The organism is Rhodococcus pseudokoreensis (assembly GCF_017068395.1).
Classification (GTDB): domain Bacteria; phylum Actinomycetota; class Actinomycetes; order Mycobacteriales; family Mycobacteriaceae; genus Rhodococcus_F; species Rhodococcus_F pseudokoreensis.
The window spans coordinates 1,040,439-1,057,553 of record NZ_CP070619.1; the positions used below are offsets into that span (position 1 = coordinate 1,040,439).

At 68.0% G+C, this 17,115-nt stretch carries 14 protein-coding genes; 4 read left to right on the forward strand and 10 right to left on the reverse strand.

The window, feature by feature from the left end; genetic code table 11:
- Positions 1-10: 10 nt before the first annotated feature.
- The 4 genes from rpsI to ddaH all read right to left on the reverse strand — a co-directional run bounded on the left by rpsI (position 11) and on the right by ddaH (position 3,303).
- A complete protein-coding gene (gene rpsI / locus JWS13_RS10340; protein WP_043825651.1) occupies positions 11-547 on the reverse strand; it encodes a 30S ribosomal protein S9 in 537 nt (178 codons plus the stop codon).
- The gene (gene rplM / locus JWS13_RS10345) at positions 544-987 is read right to left on the reverse strand and encodes a 50S ribosomal protein L13 (protein WP_005239728.1); all 444 of its coding nucleotides are present in this window, start codon (positions 985-987) and stop codon (positions 544-546) included. The genes rpsI and rplM overlap by 4 nt, the downstream gene beginning before the upstream one ends.
- 168 nt (positions 988-1,155) lie before the next feature.
- The gene (gene rocD / locus JWS13_RS45485; protein WP_241032145.1) at positions 1,156-2,382 is read right to left on the reverse strand and encodes an ornithine--oxo-acid transaminase; all 1,227 of its coding nucleotides are present in this window, start codon (positions 2,380-2,382) and stop codon (positions 1,156-1,158) included.
- A gap of 6 nt (positions 2,383-2,388) precedes the next feature.
- Entirely contained in the window at positions 2,389-3,303 is a 915-nt protein-coding gene (ddaH, locus tag JWS13_RS45490; RefSeq protein WP_241032146.1) for a dimethylargininase, read from the reverse strand.
- 81 nt (positions 3,304-3,384) lie between these two features.
- Between ddaH and JWS13_RS10355 the strand changes: the two genes are divergently transcribed.
- Positions 3,385-3,837: an Lrp/AsnC family transcriptional regulator gene (locus JWS13_RS10355; RefSeq protein ID WP_124394582.1), complete on the forward strand. Its 453-nt coding sequence runs from the start codon at positions 3,385-3,387 to the stop codon at positions 3,835-3,837.
- A gap of 79 nt (positions 3,838-3,916) precedes the next feature.
- On the opposite strand, the gene JWS13_RS10360 is transcribed toward JWS13_RS10355, so the two are convergent.
- From JWS13_RS10360 to eccCa, 4 genes are all read right to left on the reverse strand, one after another.
- A complete protein-coding gene (locus JWS13_RS10360; protein ID WP_124394581.1) occupies positions 3,917-4,198 on the reverse strand; it encodes a WXG100 family type VII secretion target in 282 nt (93 codons plus the stop codon).
- A 43-nt stretch (positions 4,199-4,241) separates the two neighbouring features.
- Complete coding sequence (locus tag JWS13_RS10365; RefSeq protein WP_124394580.1) at positions 4,242-4,559, reverse strand: WXG100 family type VII secretion target; 318 nt, start codon at positions 4,557-4,559, stop codon at positions 4,242-4,244.
- 132 nt (positions 4,560-4,691) lie between these two features.
- Complete coding sequence (locus tag JWS13_RS10370) at positions 4,692-6,098, reverse strand: type VII secretion-associated protein (protein ID WP_241032147.1); 1,407 nt, start codon at positions 6,096-6,098, stop codon at positions 4,692-4,694.
- Positions 6,080-10,081, reverse strand: a complete 4,002-nt coding sequence (gene eccCa, locus JWS13_RS10375) for a type VII secretion protein EccCa (protein ID WP_206005501.1) — start codon at positions 10,079-10,081, stop codon at positions 6,080-6,082. Before eccCa ends, JWS13_RS10370 begins: the two co-directional genes overlap by 19 nt.
- A gap of 284 nt (positions 10,082-10,365) precedes the next feature.
- Between eccCa and eccD the strand changes: the two genes are divergently transcribed.
- Both eccD and mycP read left to right on the forward strand, forming a co-directional pair.
- A complete protein-coding gene (gene eccD, locus JWS13_RS10380) occupies positions 10,366-11,838 on the forward strand; it encodes a type VII secretion integral membrane protein EccD (RefSeq protein ID WP_206005502.1) in 1,473 nt (490 codons plus the stop codon).
- On the forward strand, positions 11,835-13,226 hold the full coding sequence (gene mycP, locus JWS13_RS10385; RefSeq protein WP_206005503.1) for a type VII secretion-associated serine protease mycosin: 1,392 nt from the start codon (positions 11,835-11,837) through the stop codon (positions 13,224-13,226). Before eccD ends, mycP begins: the two co-directional genes overlap by 4 nt.
- A gap of 64 nt (positions 13,227-13,290) precedes the next feature.
- Here the strand turns inward: mycP and eccB are convergent, their stop codons facing one another.
- Positions 13,291-14,781: a type VII secretion protein EccB gene (gene eccB, locus JWS13_RS10390; RefSeq protein ID WP_206005504.1), complete on the reverse strand. Its 1,491-nt coding sequence runs from the start codon at positions 14,779-14,781 to the stop codon at positions 13,291-13,293.
- 112 nt (positions 14,782-14,893) lie between these two features.
- Between eccB and eccE the strand changes: the two genes are divergently transcribed.
- A complete protein-coding gene (gene eccE, locus JWS13_RS10395; RefSeq protein WP_206005505.1) occupies positions 14,894-16,543 on the forward strand; it encodes a type VII secretion protein EccE in 1,650 nt (549 codons plus the stop codon).
- On the opposite strand, the gene JWS13_RS10400 is transcribed toward eccE, so the two are convergent.
- On the reverse strand, positions 16,540-17,106 hold the full coding sequence (locus tag JWS13_RS10400; protein ID WP_206005506.1) for an NADPH-dependent FMN reductase: 567 nt from the start codon (positions 17,104-17,106) through the stop codon (positions 16,540-16,542). The genes eccE and JWS13_RS10400 overlap by 4 nt on opposite strands.
- Positions 17,107-17,115 lie beyond the last annotated feature (9 nt).

The window sequence follows — 17,115 nt, forward strand, 5'->3', positions numbered from 1 at the left end:
CGGCGACACATCAGCGCTTCGAGTACTGAGATGCCTTGCGGGCCTTCTTCAGGCCGTACTTCTTGCGCTCGACGGCGCGGGCGTCACGCGTGAGGAAGCCGGCGCTCTTCAGAGCCGGACGGTCCTCGGGGGTGACCTCGATGAGCGCACGGGCGATGGCGAGACGCAGTGCGCCGGCCTGTCCGGACGGTCCGCCACCGTGCAGCAGCGCCACGATGTCGAAGGACTCGGCACGCTCGACCGTGACCAGCGGAGCCTTGATCAGCTGCTGGTGCACCTTGTTCGGGAAGTAGTCCTCGATGGTGCGGCCGTTGAGCTTGAAGTCGCCCGAACCGGGGGTCAGACGGACGCGGACAACCGCTTCCTTACGACGACCGACGGTCTGGATGGGGCGATCGATCACGATCGGGGCCTGCGGCGCAGCAGCGGCCTCGATGTCCTCGGCGACCTCGGGCTCCTCGACGGACACGTACTCGTCCGCCGCGACCTCGACAACCTCGGTGATCTCTTCGGGGTTGGACACGTTCTGCTCCTCCGGCGCCGTCACTGGGCCACCTGCTTGATCTCGAATGGCACCGGCTGCTGCGCGGCGTGGGGGTGGTTCGGGCCCGCGTAGACCTTCAGCTTGCTGCTGATGGCGCGACCCAGCTTGTTCTTGGGGAGCATGCCGACGATGGCCTTCTCCACGAGGCGGTCGGGGTTCTTGTCGAGAACCTCACCGACGGAGCGGGACTTCAGACCACCGGGGTGTCCGGAGTGGTGGTAGAGGAACTTGCCCTCGCGCTTGTTGCCGCTGATCGCGACCTTCTCGGCGTTGATGATGACGACGAAGTCGCCGCCGTCAACGTGCGGTGCAAAGGTGGGCTTGTGCTTGCCGCGCAGCAAGTTGGCTGCCTGGACGGCAAGGCGGCCGAGCACCACGTCAGTGGCGTCGATGACGTGCCACGTGCGGGTCACATCTCCGGCCTTCGGGGTGTACGTAGACACAGAACTTCCTCGTCTTGTTCAATCCGCTGCTGGCCATTGCGTATCGTCGAGCGATTCCCGGCGGCCAGTTGAGACCCGAGAACCGCCAGCCACTGCGACACGGAGACGCAGCGGCGCACGGCACGCCAACGGAGAACAATACCGGTCAGGGCGCCCCAGGGTCAAAACTCACTCGGCGAGCGCATCGGCGAGCTGTTCGACCGCCCATGTCAGCTCGTCCCGTTCGATCACCAGCGGCGGGGCGATGCGGATCGTGCCCTCGTGCGCGTCCTTCGCGAGGACCCGGCGCGCCAGGAGTCTTTCACAGATCGTCCGGGCGGCCGGCATACCGTCGGCCAGCTGGACGCCGGCCCACAGTCCGCGCCCCCGCACCTCCGACACGTGCTCGGGCGGCAACTGCGACAGCATCTCGTGCAGGTAGGCGCCCAGCTCACGGCTCCGCTGCTGATATTCGCCCGTCTCGAGCAGGTCCACCACCGCACTGCCCACCGCGCAGGCGAGCGGGTTGCCCCCGAACGTGCTGCCGTGCTGCCCGGGGCCGATCACCGCCATCACCGGCCAGTCGGCGACGACGGCGGACACCGGCATTAAACCGCCGCCGAGCGCCTTGCCCAGCACGTACACGTCGGGGGTCACGTTCTCGTGGTCGCACGCGAACGTCTCGCCGGTCCGCCCGAGCCCGCTCTGGATCTCGTCGGCGATCATCAGGATTCCGCGCCGGGTGCAGATGTCCCGGACCGCTGCGAGGTAGCCCGCGGGCGGCACCAGGACTCCGGCCTCGCCCTGGATCGGCTCGAGGAGCACGGCCACCGTGTTCTCGGTGATCGCGGCCTCGAGCGCGTCCGCGTTCCCGTATTCGACGGACGCGAATCCTGCCGGGTACGGGCCGAATCCCGTGTACGCGTCCGGATCGGACGAGAACCCGACGATCGCGATGGTGCGGCCGTGGAAGTTCCCGGCGCACGTGATCACCTCGGCGCGCCCCGGCGGCACACCCTTGACGTCGTACCCCCACTTGCGGGCCAGTTTCAGCGCGGTCTCGACGGCCTCGGCGCCCGTGTTCATGGGCAGCACCGCTTCCTTGCGGCACAGCCGGCTCAGGTCCTCGCAGAAGGACGCGAAACGGTCGTGCTGGAAGGCACGGCTGGTCAGGGTGAGCCGGCCGAGTTGTTCGCGCGCCACCCGCACGAGCGCGGGGTGTGCATGGCCGAAGTTGAGCGCCGAGTATCCGGCGAGAACGTCCAGGTAGTCGACGCCGTCGATTCCCTTCACCCACGCGCCTGCACCCGATTCGATCACCACAGGAAGCGGCGAGTAGTTGTGGGCGCTGTGCTCCTCGGCCCTGCTCAGCTGCTCACGCGTGGCATCCGACACGGAAACGGCACCGTCCGACATTGCTGGTCACCCCTGACTTTCGTCCCGGATCCCGCGGAACCCGCGGAGCTCCAAAGTGCTGCACTTGATTCCGCCACCCGATTTGAGGAATTCCGAATAGTCGACCGGAACGGGCTCGTACCCGCGGTCCGACAACTGTTCGGCGAGGTGTGAAGCCTGCACGGGCAACACCACATTGGCGCCGTCGCTGACCAGGTTGAGGCCGAGCCAGTCGGTGTCCGTCTCCGCCGCGATCACCGCATCGGGGAACATCCGCTCGAGAACTGCGCGACTGTCGGGCGGGAACGCGGCGGGCAGGTACGCGATGGTGCTGTCGTCGAGCACGCCCAGCGCCGTGTTGAGGTGGTAGTAGCGGGGATTCACCAGGTTCAGAGTGATCACCGGACGACCGAGGTGCGCCGACGCCTCGGCGTGCGACCGTGGGTCGGACCGGAACCCCGTTCCGGCGAGGATCACGTCGCCGACGACGAGGAAGTCGCCCTCCCCCTCGTTGACGTACCGCGGCAGGGTGGGCCTGATCAGCCCGTTGTCCCGAAACCACCGGAACACGTGTTCGGCCTCGGCGCGACGCTCGGCGGTCCGGTACCGGGCGCCGAGGGCGACGCCGTCGACGACGAGTCCGCTGTCGGTGACGAACACCATGTCCGGGAGACCCTGGACGGGGTCGATGGTCAGCACCTCGTGGCCGAGCCGCCGGTAGGTGTCCGCGAGTGCACACCACTGCGACATCGCACGGTCCCGGTCCACGGGTTCGCCGGGGCGCATCCAGTCGTTGATGGCGTAGACGACGTCGAAATATGTGGGCGGGCACATCAGGTATGTCCGCGGGTGCGCCTGGCGGACGGCGCGGATGGCGCCGCCCGGCGCTACCGCCGGATCCTCGTACGGGTTCTCGGACTCGATACCAGCAGTGGGCGCCATCTCCACTCCCCCTCGATCGGTGTCGGTGACATCAGTATCCACCCACCAAAAGGCCTGATCAATGCGCTAGCGTTCCATCACATGGATGATTCGTTGCGTCTGGACGGGCTCGATCGGCGGATCGTTGCGCGGCTGGAGCGCAACGCACGGTCCAGCTTCGCCACGATCGGCGCCGAGGTCGGGCTGTCCGCACCCGCAGTGAAGCGCCGGGTCGATCGACTGGTCGAGTCAGGAGTGATCACCGGATTCCATGCAGTGCTCGATCCCCGCGCCCTCGGCCCCGGCGTCGAGGTGTTCGTCGAGTTGTACTGCAGCGGTCGCACGTCGGCCGTCGAGATCGCGCGGATCGTGTCCCGCCACACCGAGGTTCAGGAGGCGTACACCGTCACCGGCGACGCCAACGCCCTGCTCCGCGTCCGGACCACCGACACCGCGCACCTCGAACGAACGCTGGAGAACCTGCGGTCGGAGCCAGCCGTACTCCAGACCAAGAGCAGTGTCGTCCTCAGCCGCCTGATTCCGCCCGCCGACTGATCCCCCGTCACCAACCACCGAGACGACAGTGCCCCAGCAACCGTGGATTGCTGGGGCACTCGGGTGTGTCACGCGAAGATCAGAGCCACGCCGTGGCGTTCCGGTCTTCCGCGGTCTGCATGTCGATGGCGCCGTCCTGGACGACCTTCGAGATCGTCTGCAGGACCTGGAGCAGATCCTCGTGAGAGGAGTCCCACTTGGCCTGCACAGCCTGGTAGTTGTCCCGCGCGCCGCTCTCCCACTGCGCCACGAGGCCGTTCACGTAGCCCTTGAGCTCGTCGTGCGTCTCCCGCAGCTTCGCTTCGTTCGACTTGATGTCGGCCGCCAGCGCCTGCAACTCGGCAAATCCGTACTTCAACATTCGGTGCTCCCCTCGAGCTTCGTAACTGTTCTCGGTGCCGGCGCTAGATGTCGAGCGATCCCGAGGCTCCGGCCGAATGGATCGCGTCCTGGTTGGCCTGCTCGGCGGCGTCGTAGCCCTTGCCGTTCTCGCGGATCTTCACCGCAATCTCGTCCAGCGACTCCTGCATACGGCGCGAAGCATCTCCGTACCGTGCCATCAGGTTCATGAACGCCGTCTGGGCTCCACCCTGCCAAGCCGACGACGACTCCTCGCAACGGCCCTTGAGGCTGTTGATCGTGCCCTGCAGCTGGCTGTTCACCGTCTGCACGTGATTGGCCGCGACCTCCATCTGGCCGACATCGGTAATAACACCCGCCATGTGTGACTCCTTCTGCTCTCGGTGCGGCGGCCCCCACTGGACTGCCCGAATTCACCCCTACACAAGATTGGACGCGCCATCCGCCCAATCGGTTCCACCTCTGTGGAAGATTTTCCGGCGAAGAGAACTGGGTCACTGGACGATCACCAGTGACCGCACGACGTCTTCGCACACGCTCTCGATCGATTCCCATTCCTCGGCCAGGAACTGGCAGCCGACGCTCACCTGAAGATCGCGTTCGACGAGTACGTGCCATCGCACGGCGGAGCTTTCGTCGGGGAACTCGCTGTACGCGATGCCGGGTCGACCTCCGAACACGACGTCGCGCTCGAGTTCGCCGAACAGTTCGGGCCGGCCGCGCTGCGCAATCTTCGACGCGAGCGTCGCCGCCACCTCGTCGTATCCGGAACCTTCTCGAACCGCGGTCTGCGTGATGATGATTCGCCTGTCCGCTCCACCCGCGGGCACCAACTCCAGCCGTGGCACGGAGGAGGTCGACGCGGTGGGCGCCCGCTCCTTCCATCCGCTCGGCAGCGTCACGCGAATGCCGCCCATCTCGAGGACAGCGTCGGTCGTGGTGGTGGTCGGCACCGCGGACCGGGTGAGCGTCGGGGTCGGGGCCGCCGGGGCAGCGCTCGCGTCGAGTGCGCGGACCTTTTCGGTGCCGGCATCGGGCTCCCGAAGTGTGAAGACGAGGACGGCTCCGACGACCACTGCCAGCACCGCAGCCACTGCGAGGAACGTGGGCCGCACGTTCCGCCGATAGCCGCGATCCGATCCCTGTAGTGCCGGTTCGAGCCAGTTCGCCTGCGGTACAGCCATCGTCGGCGGCGCTTCATCGACGTCGACCACGCCGGCGGCGAGTGCCCGCGCAATCTCTTCACCGGTGACGATCCGGACATCGGTGTTCGGGGACGCGACCGCGATCACGGCGTCCCGCATCGATGCGCGCTCCTGCGAATCTCCGACTCCTGTCAGGAGCAGTCCGTCGACAGGGCGATCGCCGCGGGCCCGTGCGCCGAGTTCCACGATCGCCGCAGCCCACTCGTCGATCCCCTCGTCGGCGCAGAGCGACGAGTCGTGCTCGCATGCGACGACCCGGTATCCGCCGACCTCGCCGACCACGTAACTGGCCGTGGCTCCCATCGTCCGGCTTTCGAGCACCAGCCATCGGCCACCGGACGAAGCAGCACTCTCGGCCGCCGCCACGGCGACCGGAACCAGCACGGTGTCGGCGGCGATTCGTGAACCCGCGGCGGCGAGCACGTCCCGACGGGCGGAACCCCACTCCGTCGGGTGCGACAGGACCGCCGTCGCGACCGGCGGCGCCTCCCCCGCATGGCCGATCACAGACCGGAACACCGCGGTCAGTGCGTCGGACACCGCGAGAACACCACCGTCGACGTCGACGTATTCGTCGTCGACGAAGCAGAGCGGTGTCGTCTCGTGTACCGCCCTCGTCGCGCCCTGCACGCAGGACCACATGCCGGATTCAGTGAGGTGAATCGCGACCGACGACATCACAGCGGGGGCATCCACGCGAGCTGGATCAGGCCGGTACCCGCGCGGTTGACCAGCGTTCCGCGTCCGGGAGGCATCGCGCTCGGACGAACGGTGCCGATGAGGTTGCCTTCCTCCCGGTTGCCGCTCATCACGAGGCCCGTGGATTGCAGATCGCGCAGGCGTGCGATGACCGGTTCGTACATTGCTCGTGCGGCACCGCCGGAGCGTCGCGCGATGATCAGGTGGAATCCGATGTCACGGGCGTGCGGCAGGAATTCGACGATTGCGGAGACGGGGTTGCCGCTCGAAGTCACGACGAGGTCGTAGTCGTCGATGACGACGAAGATTTCGGGGCCCGACCACCAGGACCGGTCGCGCTGCTGCTGGCGGCTGAAACCGGGACCGGGCATGCGCTCCTTCAGCAGGAACGCGAGATCCCTCATGTTCGTCCCCAGCACGTCCTCGGACGGTGCGTACGAGGCGAGGTGCTCCGTTTCGACGACACCGAGCATCGTGCGCCGGTAGTCGCCGAGAATGATCTTCGCCTGTTTGCTCGTGTTCGACGCCATGATGCCCTCGCAGATGTTCCGCAGGAGCGTCGTCTTGCCGCATTCGGTGTCGCCGAACACCAGGAAGTGGGGCTGTTCGGCAAAGTTGAGGAATGTCGGGGCCAACTCGGCCTCGTCGAGGCCGATCGGAATCTGCAGACATGCCTGCGCAGGGTCGAGGTAGGACGGCCACCCCCCAGCAGCGTGGAGCAGATCTTCGCGCGCGATCTGTGCGGGCAGCATTCGCACTGCCGGAGCGGGCCGGCCGTGGGTCGCGGCGACGACGGCCGACACCGCGTGCGCCACCCCGGTTGCCAGGTCGGTCGGATCCGAACTTCCGTCGAATCTCGGCAACCCGACCAGCAGATGCAGGCTGTCGCGGGTCATGCCGCGTCCGGGCCTGCCTTCGGGAACGAGCGCCGCGGTCTTGCGACCGAGGTCGGAATCCGAGGGATCACCGAGCCGCAACTCGATGCGCGTGCCGAGCTGATCCTTGAGCGCGGGCCGGACCTCGCCCCACCGTGACGCGGTGAGGACGACGTGCACGCCGTACGACAACCCCTGCGACGCAAGGTTGGTGATCTGCTGTTCGAGAGCCTCGAAATCCTGACGGATGCTGCCGAACCCGTCGATCACCAGGAACACATCGCCGAACGGGTCCTGCGCGACCCCCGCAGCCGGGCCGCCACTAGCGGGGTCGGACGCGCGCAGACGGCGGAACTCCGCCATCGACTCGACACCGAGTTCGCGGAAACGCTCCTCGCGTTGACGCACGATGGTGTTCATCTCGGCGATGGTGCGCCGCACCCGGTCCACGTCGAGGCGGTTGGCGACCGAGCCGACGTGCGGAAGTCCCGACAGTCCGGCGAGCGTGCCGCCACCGAAGTCGAGGCAGTAGAACTGCACCTGCTCCGCGGAATGGGTGGCGGCCAACGACGTGATGAGCGTGCGGATCGCAGTGGACTTGCCCGATTGCGGTCCACCCACCACCGCCATGTTGCCGGTGGAGCCGGACAGATCCACGACGAGCGGGTCGCGCCGCTGGTCGTAGGGCCTGTCGATGATCCCGATCGGTGCACGCAGCGAGCTCAGCGCGGGAACCGGTTCGGTGAGAACGGACCTCGGCAGCATCTGGTCGAGGGTCGGCGCGGCGTCGAGGGGCCGCAGCCACACCTCGTGGGCGCGCGGTCCGCGGTCCTTGATCCGCTCGACCACGACGTCGATGGTGGTGCGGGTTTCCGCAGCCTCCTCGGTCAGGTGGAGCGACTGTGGTTCGTCGAGGATCTCGACGACGTCGACGGCGACGGGCGCGGCCGTGAAGATCTTCGGCCGCAGTTCGACCGCCGCCTCACCCGGCCGCCGCACGGTGTCGACCCGACTGCCCTCGTAGGTGCCGGACACGTACGAGGCCTGGAAACGGACGATCTCCGCGGAATCGCATTTGAGGTATCCGGCGCCCGGAGTCGCGGGCAGGTGGTAGGCGTCCGGCACGCCGAGCACGGTGCGCGATTCGTTGGCCGAGAACGTCTTGAGGCCGATCCGGTACGACAGGTGGCTGTCGAGGCCTCGCAGTTTGCCTTCTTCGAGCCGCTGACTCGCCAGGAGCAGGTGAATGTGCAGCGAGCGGCCGAGCCTGCCGATGGCGACGAAGAGGTCCGCGAACTCGGGCTGCTGACTGAGCAGTTCGGAGAATTCGTCGACGACGATGAACAGTGCGGGCAGCGGGTCGAGGTCGGCGCCGGCCTGGCGGGCCTTCTCGTATTCGGTGACGTTCGCGAAGTTCCCGGAGGAGCGCAGGAGTTCCTGGCGTCGGTTCATCTCACCGGCGAGGGCGTCCCGCATCCGGTCGACCATCGCGAGTTCCTCGGCGAGGTTGGTGATCACCGCGGCGACGTGCGGCGCGTCCTCGAGACCGAGGAACGTGGCGCCGCCCTTGAAGTCGACGAGGACGAGGTTGAGCGCGTCGGGCGAATGCGTCGAGATCAGCCCGAGCACCAACGTCCGCAGGAACTCCGACTTACCGGAACCGGTGGCACCGATGCACAGGCCGTGGGGCCCCATTCCGTTCTCGGCCGACTCCTTGAGGTCGATCTCGACCGGGTGACCGTCGACTCCCACACCGATCGGGACCCGCAGCCGGTCGCGGCCCTGGCGGGGCAGCCACGCGTGATCCGGGTTGAGACGGCCGACGTCGCCGATCCCCAGCATCTGGCTCCACGTCTGTACCGGCTGGTCGTCGTCGCCGGCGTCCACCGCCGTCTGCGACGCCGTCCGGTACGGCGCGAGCCGCCGGGCCAGTGTTTCCGCCTGGTGAGCGCTGACGAGGTCCGCTGTCGCGAACATCTCCACTCCGGCTCCGCTGCGGGCGCCGAGGGATCCGTCCTGCGCGACGAGTTGGAGGCCACGTGTGGCCGTCAGTCGCGGGCAGAAGCCGCTGATGTCGACAACGGAGACCGCGTCGACGCCGCCGTCGGTGATCATTCCCGATTCGCCCTCGAGGATCCCGCCGTCGACGACGATGACGAACTGCGGAACACCGGGCGCGGCGGGCGCGTTGCGCGAGAACCGGTTTCGCATCGACAGCTGCGGGCCGAGCGCGGATTCGAGTTCGAGGATCGAGCCGTAGATCATGCGGGACGAACCGACACCGTCGGACGAGTCCGGATGCTGCGCGTGCGGCAACCACTTCGCCCAGTCCCACTCGTGCTCCGTGTCCGGGCCGCACACGACGGCAACGAGGAGATTGTCCGGGCCGTGGAATGCGCACAATTGCATGAGCATCGACCGCACCAGGGACCGTGCGGTACCCCGGTCCCCTTCCACGGAGATGGCCGCGAAGCCGCGCAGCGACACCGCGGTGGGCAGATCCTGAACGACGGAGTGCGCGCGGACGAAGCGACGAAGCGACACCGCTGCAACCGGTTCCAGGTCCTCCACCGGTCCGGTCTCCGGCGCGATCAGGCGGGTCGCGAGGCGCTGGCTTCCCCGGCCGACGCGCACGTGGCAGTAGTCGGGGTCGGTGATGCGGCGTTCCCACATGCGCGCCGTGCCTGCGAGGGTCCAGAGCAGGCCGGGTTCGGGGTGGCTCCAGTCGAGCGCTTTTCGCTGCTGCTCGCCGGTCTCGTTGACGTCGCGCCGCAGCTGATCGAGGTAGCGCAGGTAGTCCTTGCGGTCTTCGTTGGCCTCCGCCGCTTTCGGACCGCCACGGCCACCGCCGGCCAGCATGCCGAGCATCGACACCATCATCATGACGGGAAAGAGCATCGACATCGGATTGCGGGCCATGCCCGACGAGAACATCAGGGCCATCATCCCGACCATGGCGACGACCATGACCACGGGAAGGAGCTTGGTCAGAAGGTTTCCGGGAACCAGACGTGGAATCTCGGGCGGAGCCTGCAGGCTCACTTCGCCGCCCGGAATGCGTGGTACTTCCCGTCGCGCTTTGCGCACGAACCGAATAGTGCTCACTACTCGCCCCCCATGACTACAACCGCCCCGAAAAAACCGTGCAGCCGATCCGATCCCGAAACTCCGGGTCCGCCCCCCTGGGCTCGATCCGCGAAGTCAGACACTAACCCATGGAGGGCGATCGGGCATATAGGAGGTCCGGGCCCTGGTGGACACTGGAGGCGCCGCCTGCTGTGTCGTAAGGTCACGGTGATCAAATCGGACGACGATCCGTGACCGGTCGTCGATCGGTGTCGTAACGGCGCAGATGGGGTTGTGCGTCGGAAGAGTTGGGGGAATTCGCAGTGTCCATCACCCATGACGAATCGCGGGGATCCGCCTCGTCCACCCGTCCCGGTGCCGCGGCCGATCTGTGCCGCATCACCGTCCTGTCGACGCATTCGCAGGTCGACATGGCCGTACCGTTCGGTGTGCCGCTCGCCATCCTCGTCCCGGGGATCGTCGACACCATCCGCACCCATCGCAGTACCAACGATTTCGACGACTCCCTCGAACAGTACGAACCGAGCGAGTGGGTTCTCGCGAAGATCGGGCACTCGCCGCTCTCGACCACGTTGACGTTGCACGAGCACGGAATCCGCGACGGCGATCTCCTCGTGCTCCAGAGCGTGCACGCCAGCGCACCGCCGCCGCTCTTCGACGACATCATGTACAACGTCGCGATCGCGGACGCCGAGGGCGACCGCGAGTGGACCCGGGGTTCCGCGCGGGTCGTGGGCTCCGTCGCCGCCGTGCTCGGCACCGTCGTCGGTTCGTTCGCGCTGTTGTGGTCCGGGGCGGGGACGGAAGGATTTCTGGGGGCGGGTTGTGCCCTCGCGACGGCCCTGCTGTTCCTGATCGCGGGAGCGGTCACCGGCCGCGTCTACGGCGACGCGCCCAGTTCAGTGGTCCTCAGCGGGTGCGCCGTTCCCCTCTCGTTCGCTGCGGGAATTCTGTTCGTGCCCGGCGATCTCGGCGCTGCGCACGTGCTCCTCGGGCTCGCACTGGCCGGCACCACCGCCGTTCTGGCGTTGCGGCTGGGCGGTGTCGGACTGCGATTGTTCACGGCACTGTCGGTGACGTCGCTGTTCGGATCGATCGCCGCGCTCGTCGCCACGCTGTTCGGCAACCCGATCGCCGCGGTCGGCGCGGGCGTCGTGGCGGCGGCGCTGATCGGACTCGCCTTCTCGGCCCGGGTGTCGATACTGCTGGCGAAGCTTCCGCTGCCTCCCGTCCCGGCGCCGGGCACGTCGGTCGATCCGTCCGAGGACGACCCGGACGACGAGGTCACGATGCCCTCGTTCGACTCCCTCGCGCAGCGTGCGGCACGTGCCCGCAAGTACCTCACGGGCCTAGTGGGAGCGATGACGGCACTCGCCGTGATCGGCGCCCTCGTCGCGGCGTATCCCGGCGTGCACGACGGAATCTTCTGGCCCGGGCTCTCTCTCGCAGTCGCCACCGCGACCGTTTTGATGTTCCGGGGACGCACGTACAGCAGCGCCGAGCAGGCCGTTCCGCTGATCGCGGGCGGCGTGACGATTCTGGTTCTGCTGCTCACCGCCGCGGCTGTCGCCGTACCCGACTTCGCGATCGCATCGTTCGCCGTCGCGATCCTGTTCGCCGTCGGTGGGCTGGTGCTGGGAATCCTCGCCCCCCGCCAGACGTTCTCGCCCGTGATGCGGCGGGTGGCCGAGCTCATCGATCTGGCGGTGATCGCGTCGATCGTCCCGCTGGTGTGCTGGGTGACCGGTCTCTACTCGCTGATGCGTGGACTGTGAGGCGCCGGCTCACCCGCGTCGTCCTGGCCACCGCGATCGTGGCGGTCACCGCCGCCGTGGGTCAGGGCGGCGCCTCGGCCGTGGTGCCCGCTCCCGTGGACGTCGGACTCGTTCCACCGGCGGACCGCCAGAAGGCCGAGCTACGCCGCAATTGCAAAGATGCCGTGCGCGTACCGGACGGCCCCGACGTTCCGGCGGCCCAGCGCGATCTCGACTTCCAATCGGTCTGGCCGATCACCAGGGGTGCCGGTCAGCTCGTCGCGGTGATCGACACCGGCGTCTCGCCGCACCCCCGACTCCCCGGACTCATGGATGGCGGCGACCTCGTGGGGACGCAGACCGGGACGGTCGACTGCGACGCGCACGGCACGCTCGTCGCCGGGTTGATCGGTGCCTCGCAGGTGCCCGGCTCCGGTTTCTCCGGCGGCGCACCGGATTCGCGGATCCTGTCGATCCGGCAGTCGAGCAAAGCGTACAACACCGCCGGCCAGGCCGACGAGGTCGACAACGCGGGCAACGCGGTCGGCGGATACGGAAATGTCGTGACGATGGCGACGGCGATCCGGCGTGCGGCCGACCAGGGTGCGACCGTCATCAATATCTCCGAGGTCGCGTGCAAGACCGCTGCGGAGGGGATCGGCAGCGGCGACCGGTACGTCGGGGCCGCCGTGAAATACGCCGTCACGGTGCACAACGCCGTGGTGGTCGCGGCGGCAGGCAACTTCGGTTCCGGAGACTGCAAGATTCAGAATCCACCGGTCGACCCCCTCCGGCCCGGCGCCGATCTGTCGGACTCCGTGGGCACGATTGCCAGTCCCGCGTGGTACGACGACTACGTGCTCACCGTCGGCTCCGTCGACGCGAACGGGTCGGCGAGCGACTTCAGCCTGGCCGGTCCATGGGTCGACGTCGCTGCTCCGGGAACCGGTCTGACGTCGCTGCACCCGACCACCGGCGACCTGACGAACACGACCTACGGCCCGGAGGGCAACGCCGAGCCGGTGCAGGGAACCAGTTTCGCCGCCCCGTTCGTCTCGGCGACCGTCGCCCTGGTCCGTTCGCGGTTCCCGCAACTCTCCGCACAACAGGTCATGGCTCGTATCGAGGCCACGGCGCATGCCCCGGCAGAGGGGTGGAATCCGTCGGTAGGACACGGCATCATCGATCCGCTGGCGGCAGTCACCGCCGACGTTCCCCTCGACGATGTCACCGTCGATCAGTCGAATTCCGTCGCGATCGACGCGCTTCCGGCCGCTGCTCCCCCGGATCATCGGCCGCGCAACGTCGCTGTGGCGGCCACCGGAACACTGGGTGCACTGCTCGTGCTCGGCGTCCTGGCGTCGTTTCCGCTCCGCCGCCGGTTCCGCTCGGCGACCGACCGGCACTGACCCGATCCGCTTCGCGGGGAGGATGCCGGCCGCTTGCGCGCGCCGGCATCCTCCCCGCGAACTCCTACTTGGATCCTGACGCGACAGCGGCAGGGTCGAGATCCGGCGCGACACCGTCGTGTGCGACGAGCGCCGACGACTTTCCGAGCGAGGGGCCCTGCGCCAGGAGGCCCAGTATCTGCCAGGGCGCGAGAGGCTGGGCGCCGTCGAGCCCCAACGCCTTGGCGGAGTCCTTGTCCGCGTCCTTGTCCGGGATGCCGAACCGAACTCCCGTGTCCGCGACGAAGAACCAGCTGTCGCGTCGTGTGCTCGTGGGCTCGATGCCGGTGGACTGCACGAAACCGCTGGTCCCCGGTTGTACGTAGACCGTGTCGGCGTTGTCGCCCGCGTCGTCCGCCTGGGCCAGTTCGACCGCGCGGGCGTCGCCGGGGATCGGAAGGGTCCGGCCCGCGACCAGCGACAGTTCGGCCGCCGGACCGCTCGAGCCGGTCTCGTCCGGCGCACGGAGAGGCTTCCAGGTCAGGCAGCTCACGGGACTGTCGGAGGCATCGACGATCGTGGGTGCCGACTCGGGGAAACTGTCCACCGCAAGCTGTTCCACGGAGGGGATTCGCTTGGTGGCGTCCGGCGGGACGCTCGACATCTCGGTCTCGCCGTGCGAGTCCGACAGGAAGATCAGGTTCGCGACGGCCGAGCTGATCTTCTGGATGCCGTCGCTAAGGACCACGTAGTGGGCGGTCTCGGAGCCGATGAGCGCCGTGAACACCGATCCCACGACCTTGTCCTGCAACGGATACCGGGGGCTGCTCCCGGCCCCCGGAATGACGGGTGCCGTGAGTGGCGGCACTTCGGGGATGGCGTTGATGAGACCCTTGCTCACCGGGCGCGGCCGGGCGCCTTCGAGGCCCAGCGCACGGGTGACAGCGGGGTCGTCCAGGTCGACCCGAGCCCGCTTGCCGCCGTATATCAGGTACGCCGCGTCGGAAGTCGACGCGAGCAGTCCCTGATCTCCCGTGAGGGTCCCGCCACCGTTGGAGGCCTCCGGCTGGCCGACGATGACCGATGTTGTGACGGAATGACTTCCGTCGGCTGCGATCGAATCGCACACGGTCCACGGTGTCTTCGCCGCGGGATCTCCGGCCGGCAGTGCCGACGGCGCGCCGGGAATCCCGACGAGGGCACCGCGCGGGCGGGTGTCGAGTTCGGATTCCTTGACGATCACCGGATTCTCGGACTTTCCGACGATGAGCCGTGCGGACGCGAGATTCAGGACGGGACGGAGTGTGTCGCCCATGACGACGAACATGGCGCCCGAATCCTTGCCGACGACGATCGACGCGTCACCGATCTTGTCCTGCGGACGGAACAGCGCCAGCGCGGCGCACCCGGCGAGGCCGAGCGACGCGATCACGACCCCCACCGCGAGTGCGCGCGACTGCGACCGCATGGGGTCGTGCAACATTCGGACGTCGCGGCGCACCAGGGCGTGCTCCATCCTTCTGACCAGAAAGCGATACCCGTTGACCTGCCACCGGGTAGTGGGTGTTACAGCCATTGTTCCTCCCCCGTGCTGCACAGCGCTCGGGGTGACACAGTACAGTTCCATCGACAATCTTCACGGCGGACGGGTACGGGTCTGCTGGGTTCAGGTATTCGGGGGAGGAACCATGGACCGTTCACGTGTCACACGTCGGCCGTCGCCTCTTCGGTTTTCGGCGGCCGAGGTGATCATCGCGCAACTTCTGGGGGTGACCGGCGGGGTCGTGGCCTCGCTGTGCGGGCTGGTCTGGTGGGGCGCCGTCGCACTTGCCGTCGTCCTCGTCGTCGCCGCGCTCGTCCGGGTGGGCGGCTGGTCGAGCCTGGACTGGGCGCGGACGTATTGGCGGTACTGCACCGAACCCGGCCGGGCGGAGTCCCGCACCGTCGACTTCCAGGCGCCGACCGGTCAGTCCGTCGGGCTCCGCTGGGACGGGGGGAACGTGGTCGCCGTCGTCGAGGTCCTGCCTCCCGCGGGCAGTCTCACCCAGATCACCCGAGACGGCTTCCAGACGACGCACGAACTCCCCACCGACGCGCTCGCCGCGTGCCTCGTGCAGCACGACATTTCGCTGACCGGTATCGACATCGTCAGCCACGGTTATCGCGCCGCGGCGGGCACGCCGGCAACCGATGTGTACGACAGGCTGGTCGGCCCGCTCCCGGCGACGGCGACCCGGATGGTGTGGCTCGCCCTGCGATTCGACGCCACCGAGAGCGTCGCGGCCGTGGCGCGGCGAGGCGGCGGTGAGGAAGGCGCTTCCCGCGCGATCACGATCGCGGCCGGCCGGGTCGTGCGCGCACTCGCCGATTCCGGCTGCCGCGCGCGGATTCTCACCGCCCCGGAGATCGACTCCGCCGCGCTGCAGATCAGCCGCGGCGTCGACCCGAAGACCTTCACACAGACGTGGAAGCAGGCACCGCTGCCCGGAGTGTGCAACACCGGCTACGGCGTCGACCCGCGGTACCTGACGCGAGATCTGCTCGCGAAGCTGTGGGTCCCGTCGAGCCTCGGTACCACCGTGACGATCCGGCTCCGTCCCAGCGGGCACGACGGCCAGGTGAAGGTGGGTGCCGCCTGCCGGGTGACCACGCGGACGATGCCCGAGCCGCTCGCAATTCCCGGGCTCGTCTCGATGCAGGGCAGGCACAAGGACGGGCTGCTGTCCAATCTCCCCGTCGCTATGCCGGACCTCGACGACGTGATGCCCTTGACCGACATGTCCGTCGAGGATCTGCGCGGCCTGCAGTTGCCCCCGGCGGGATGCGGCCAGCTCATCGGCTCCGACGACTACGGCCACGGAATCACCGCCCGCATCGCAGGTCCCGGCGTCGGCATGGTCTACGTGGCGGGCGAACTGTACCTCGCCCAGCAGCTCGTGTTCCGTGCCGTCGCGACAGGTGCCCGGGTGCTCATCCACACCGATCGGCCCGACGCGTGGTCGTCGTTGATCGACTCCATCGCCACACCTGACCGGTTGCGCATCGCAGGTCACAACCCGCAGTCCGACAACAGGTTCAACACGGTGGTGTTCGACGGCGTCAACGCGCTGCCGCCCCGCGCCGGCGTCACGGCGATCTACCTGTACGGGGAGCCGAGTCAGTGGCCCGGCGCCGAACCGGACCTGTCGATCGTCCAGCCGAATGCGCTGGGCGACCGGATTCTTCTGTCGACGGGAGGGACGAGCATCGAACTGATGCTGGTGACGATCTCGTCCGAGACGGCGTTCATCGGCCGCCCGCGCGCGGTGGAGGAGTACTCGCCCGCCTACCAGTACTAGCCGGGGTACGGCGTGGTCTCGCGCTGAACCCGGACCGCGTCGGCCCACCACACCAGTTGTGCCAGCATGCGGTCCGCCGAGTCGATGGCGGCGCCGTCGGTGGTCTGCCCCTGGTCGTCGAATCTCTTGCGCACCCGGTGGAAGCTCACGCTCTGCCGGACCGACACCATGTGGAGTTCCGCTACAACCTGACGTAGCTGCTCGGTTGCCCGGAGCCCGCCTGCCAGTCCGCCGTACGACACGAAACCGATGGGCTTCGAGCGCCATTCGTGTTTGAGACTGTCGAACGCGGTCTTCAGTGCCGCAGGGTAGCCGTGGTTGTACTCGGAGGTGACGGCCACGAATCCGTCGGCTCGGCCCACCCGCTCACGGAATTCGTCGGTCACCGTGGATTCGTCGAAATCCTGCGGCAACGGCGTGTCGGCGAGGTCGATGACCCCCACGTCCAGTCCCGGGTAGGCGCGCGCACGTTCGGCGAACCAGCCGGCGACGACGGGAGCGATCCGGCCGACCCTGACGGACCCGATGATGATCTCGATCCGGACTGGCGCGACTGCGGTCATGAACACGCT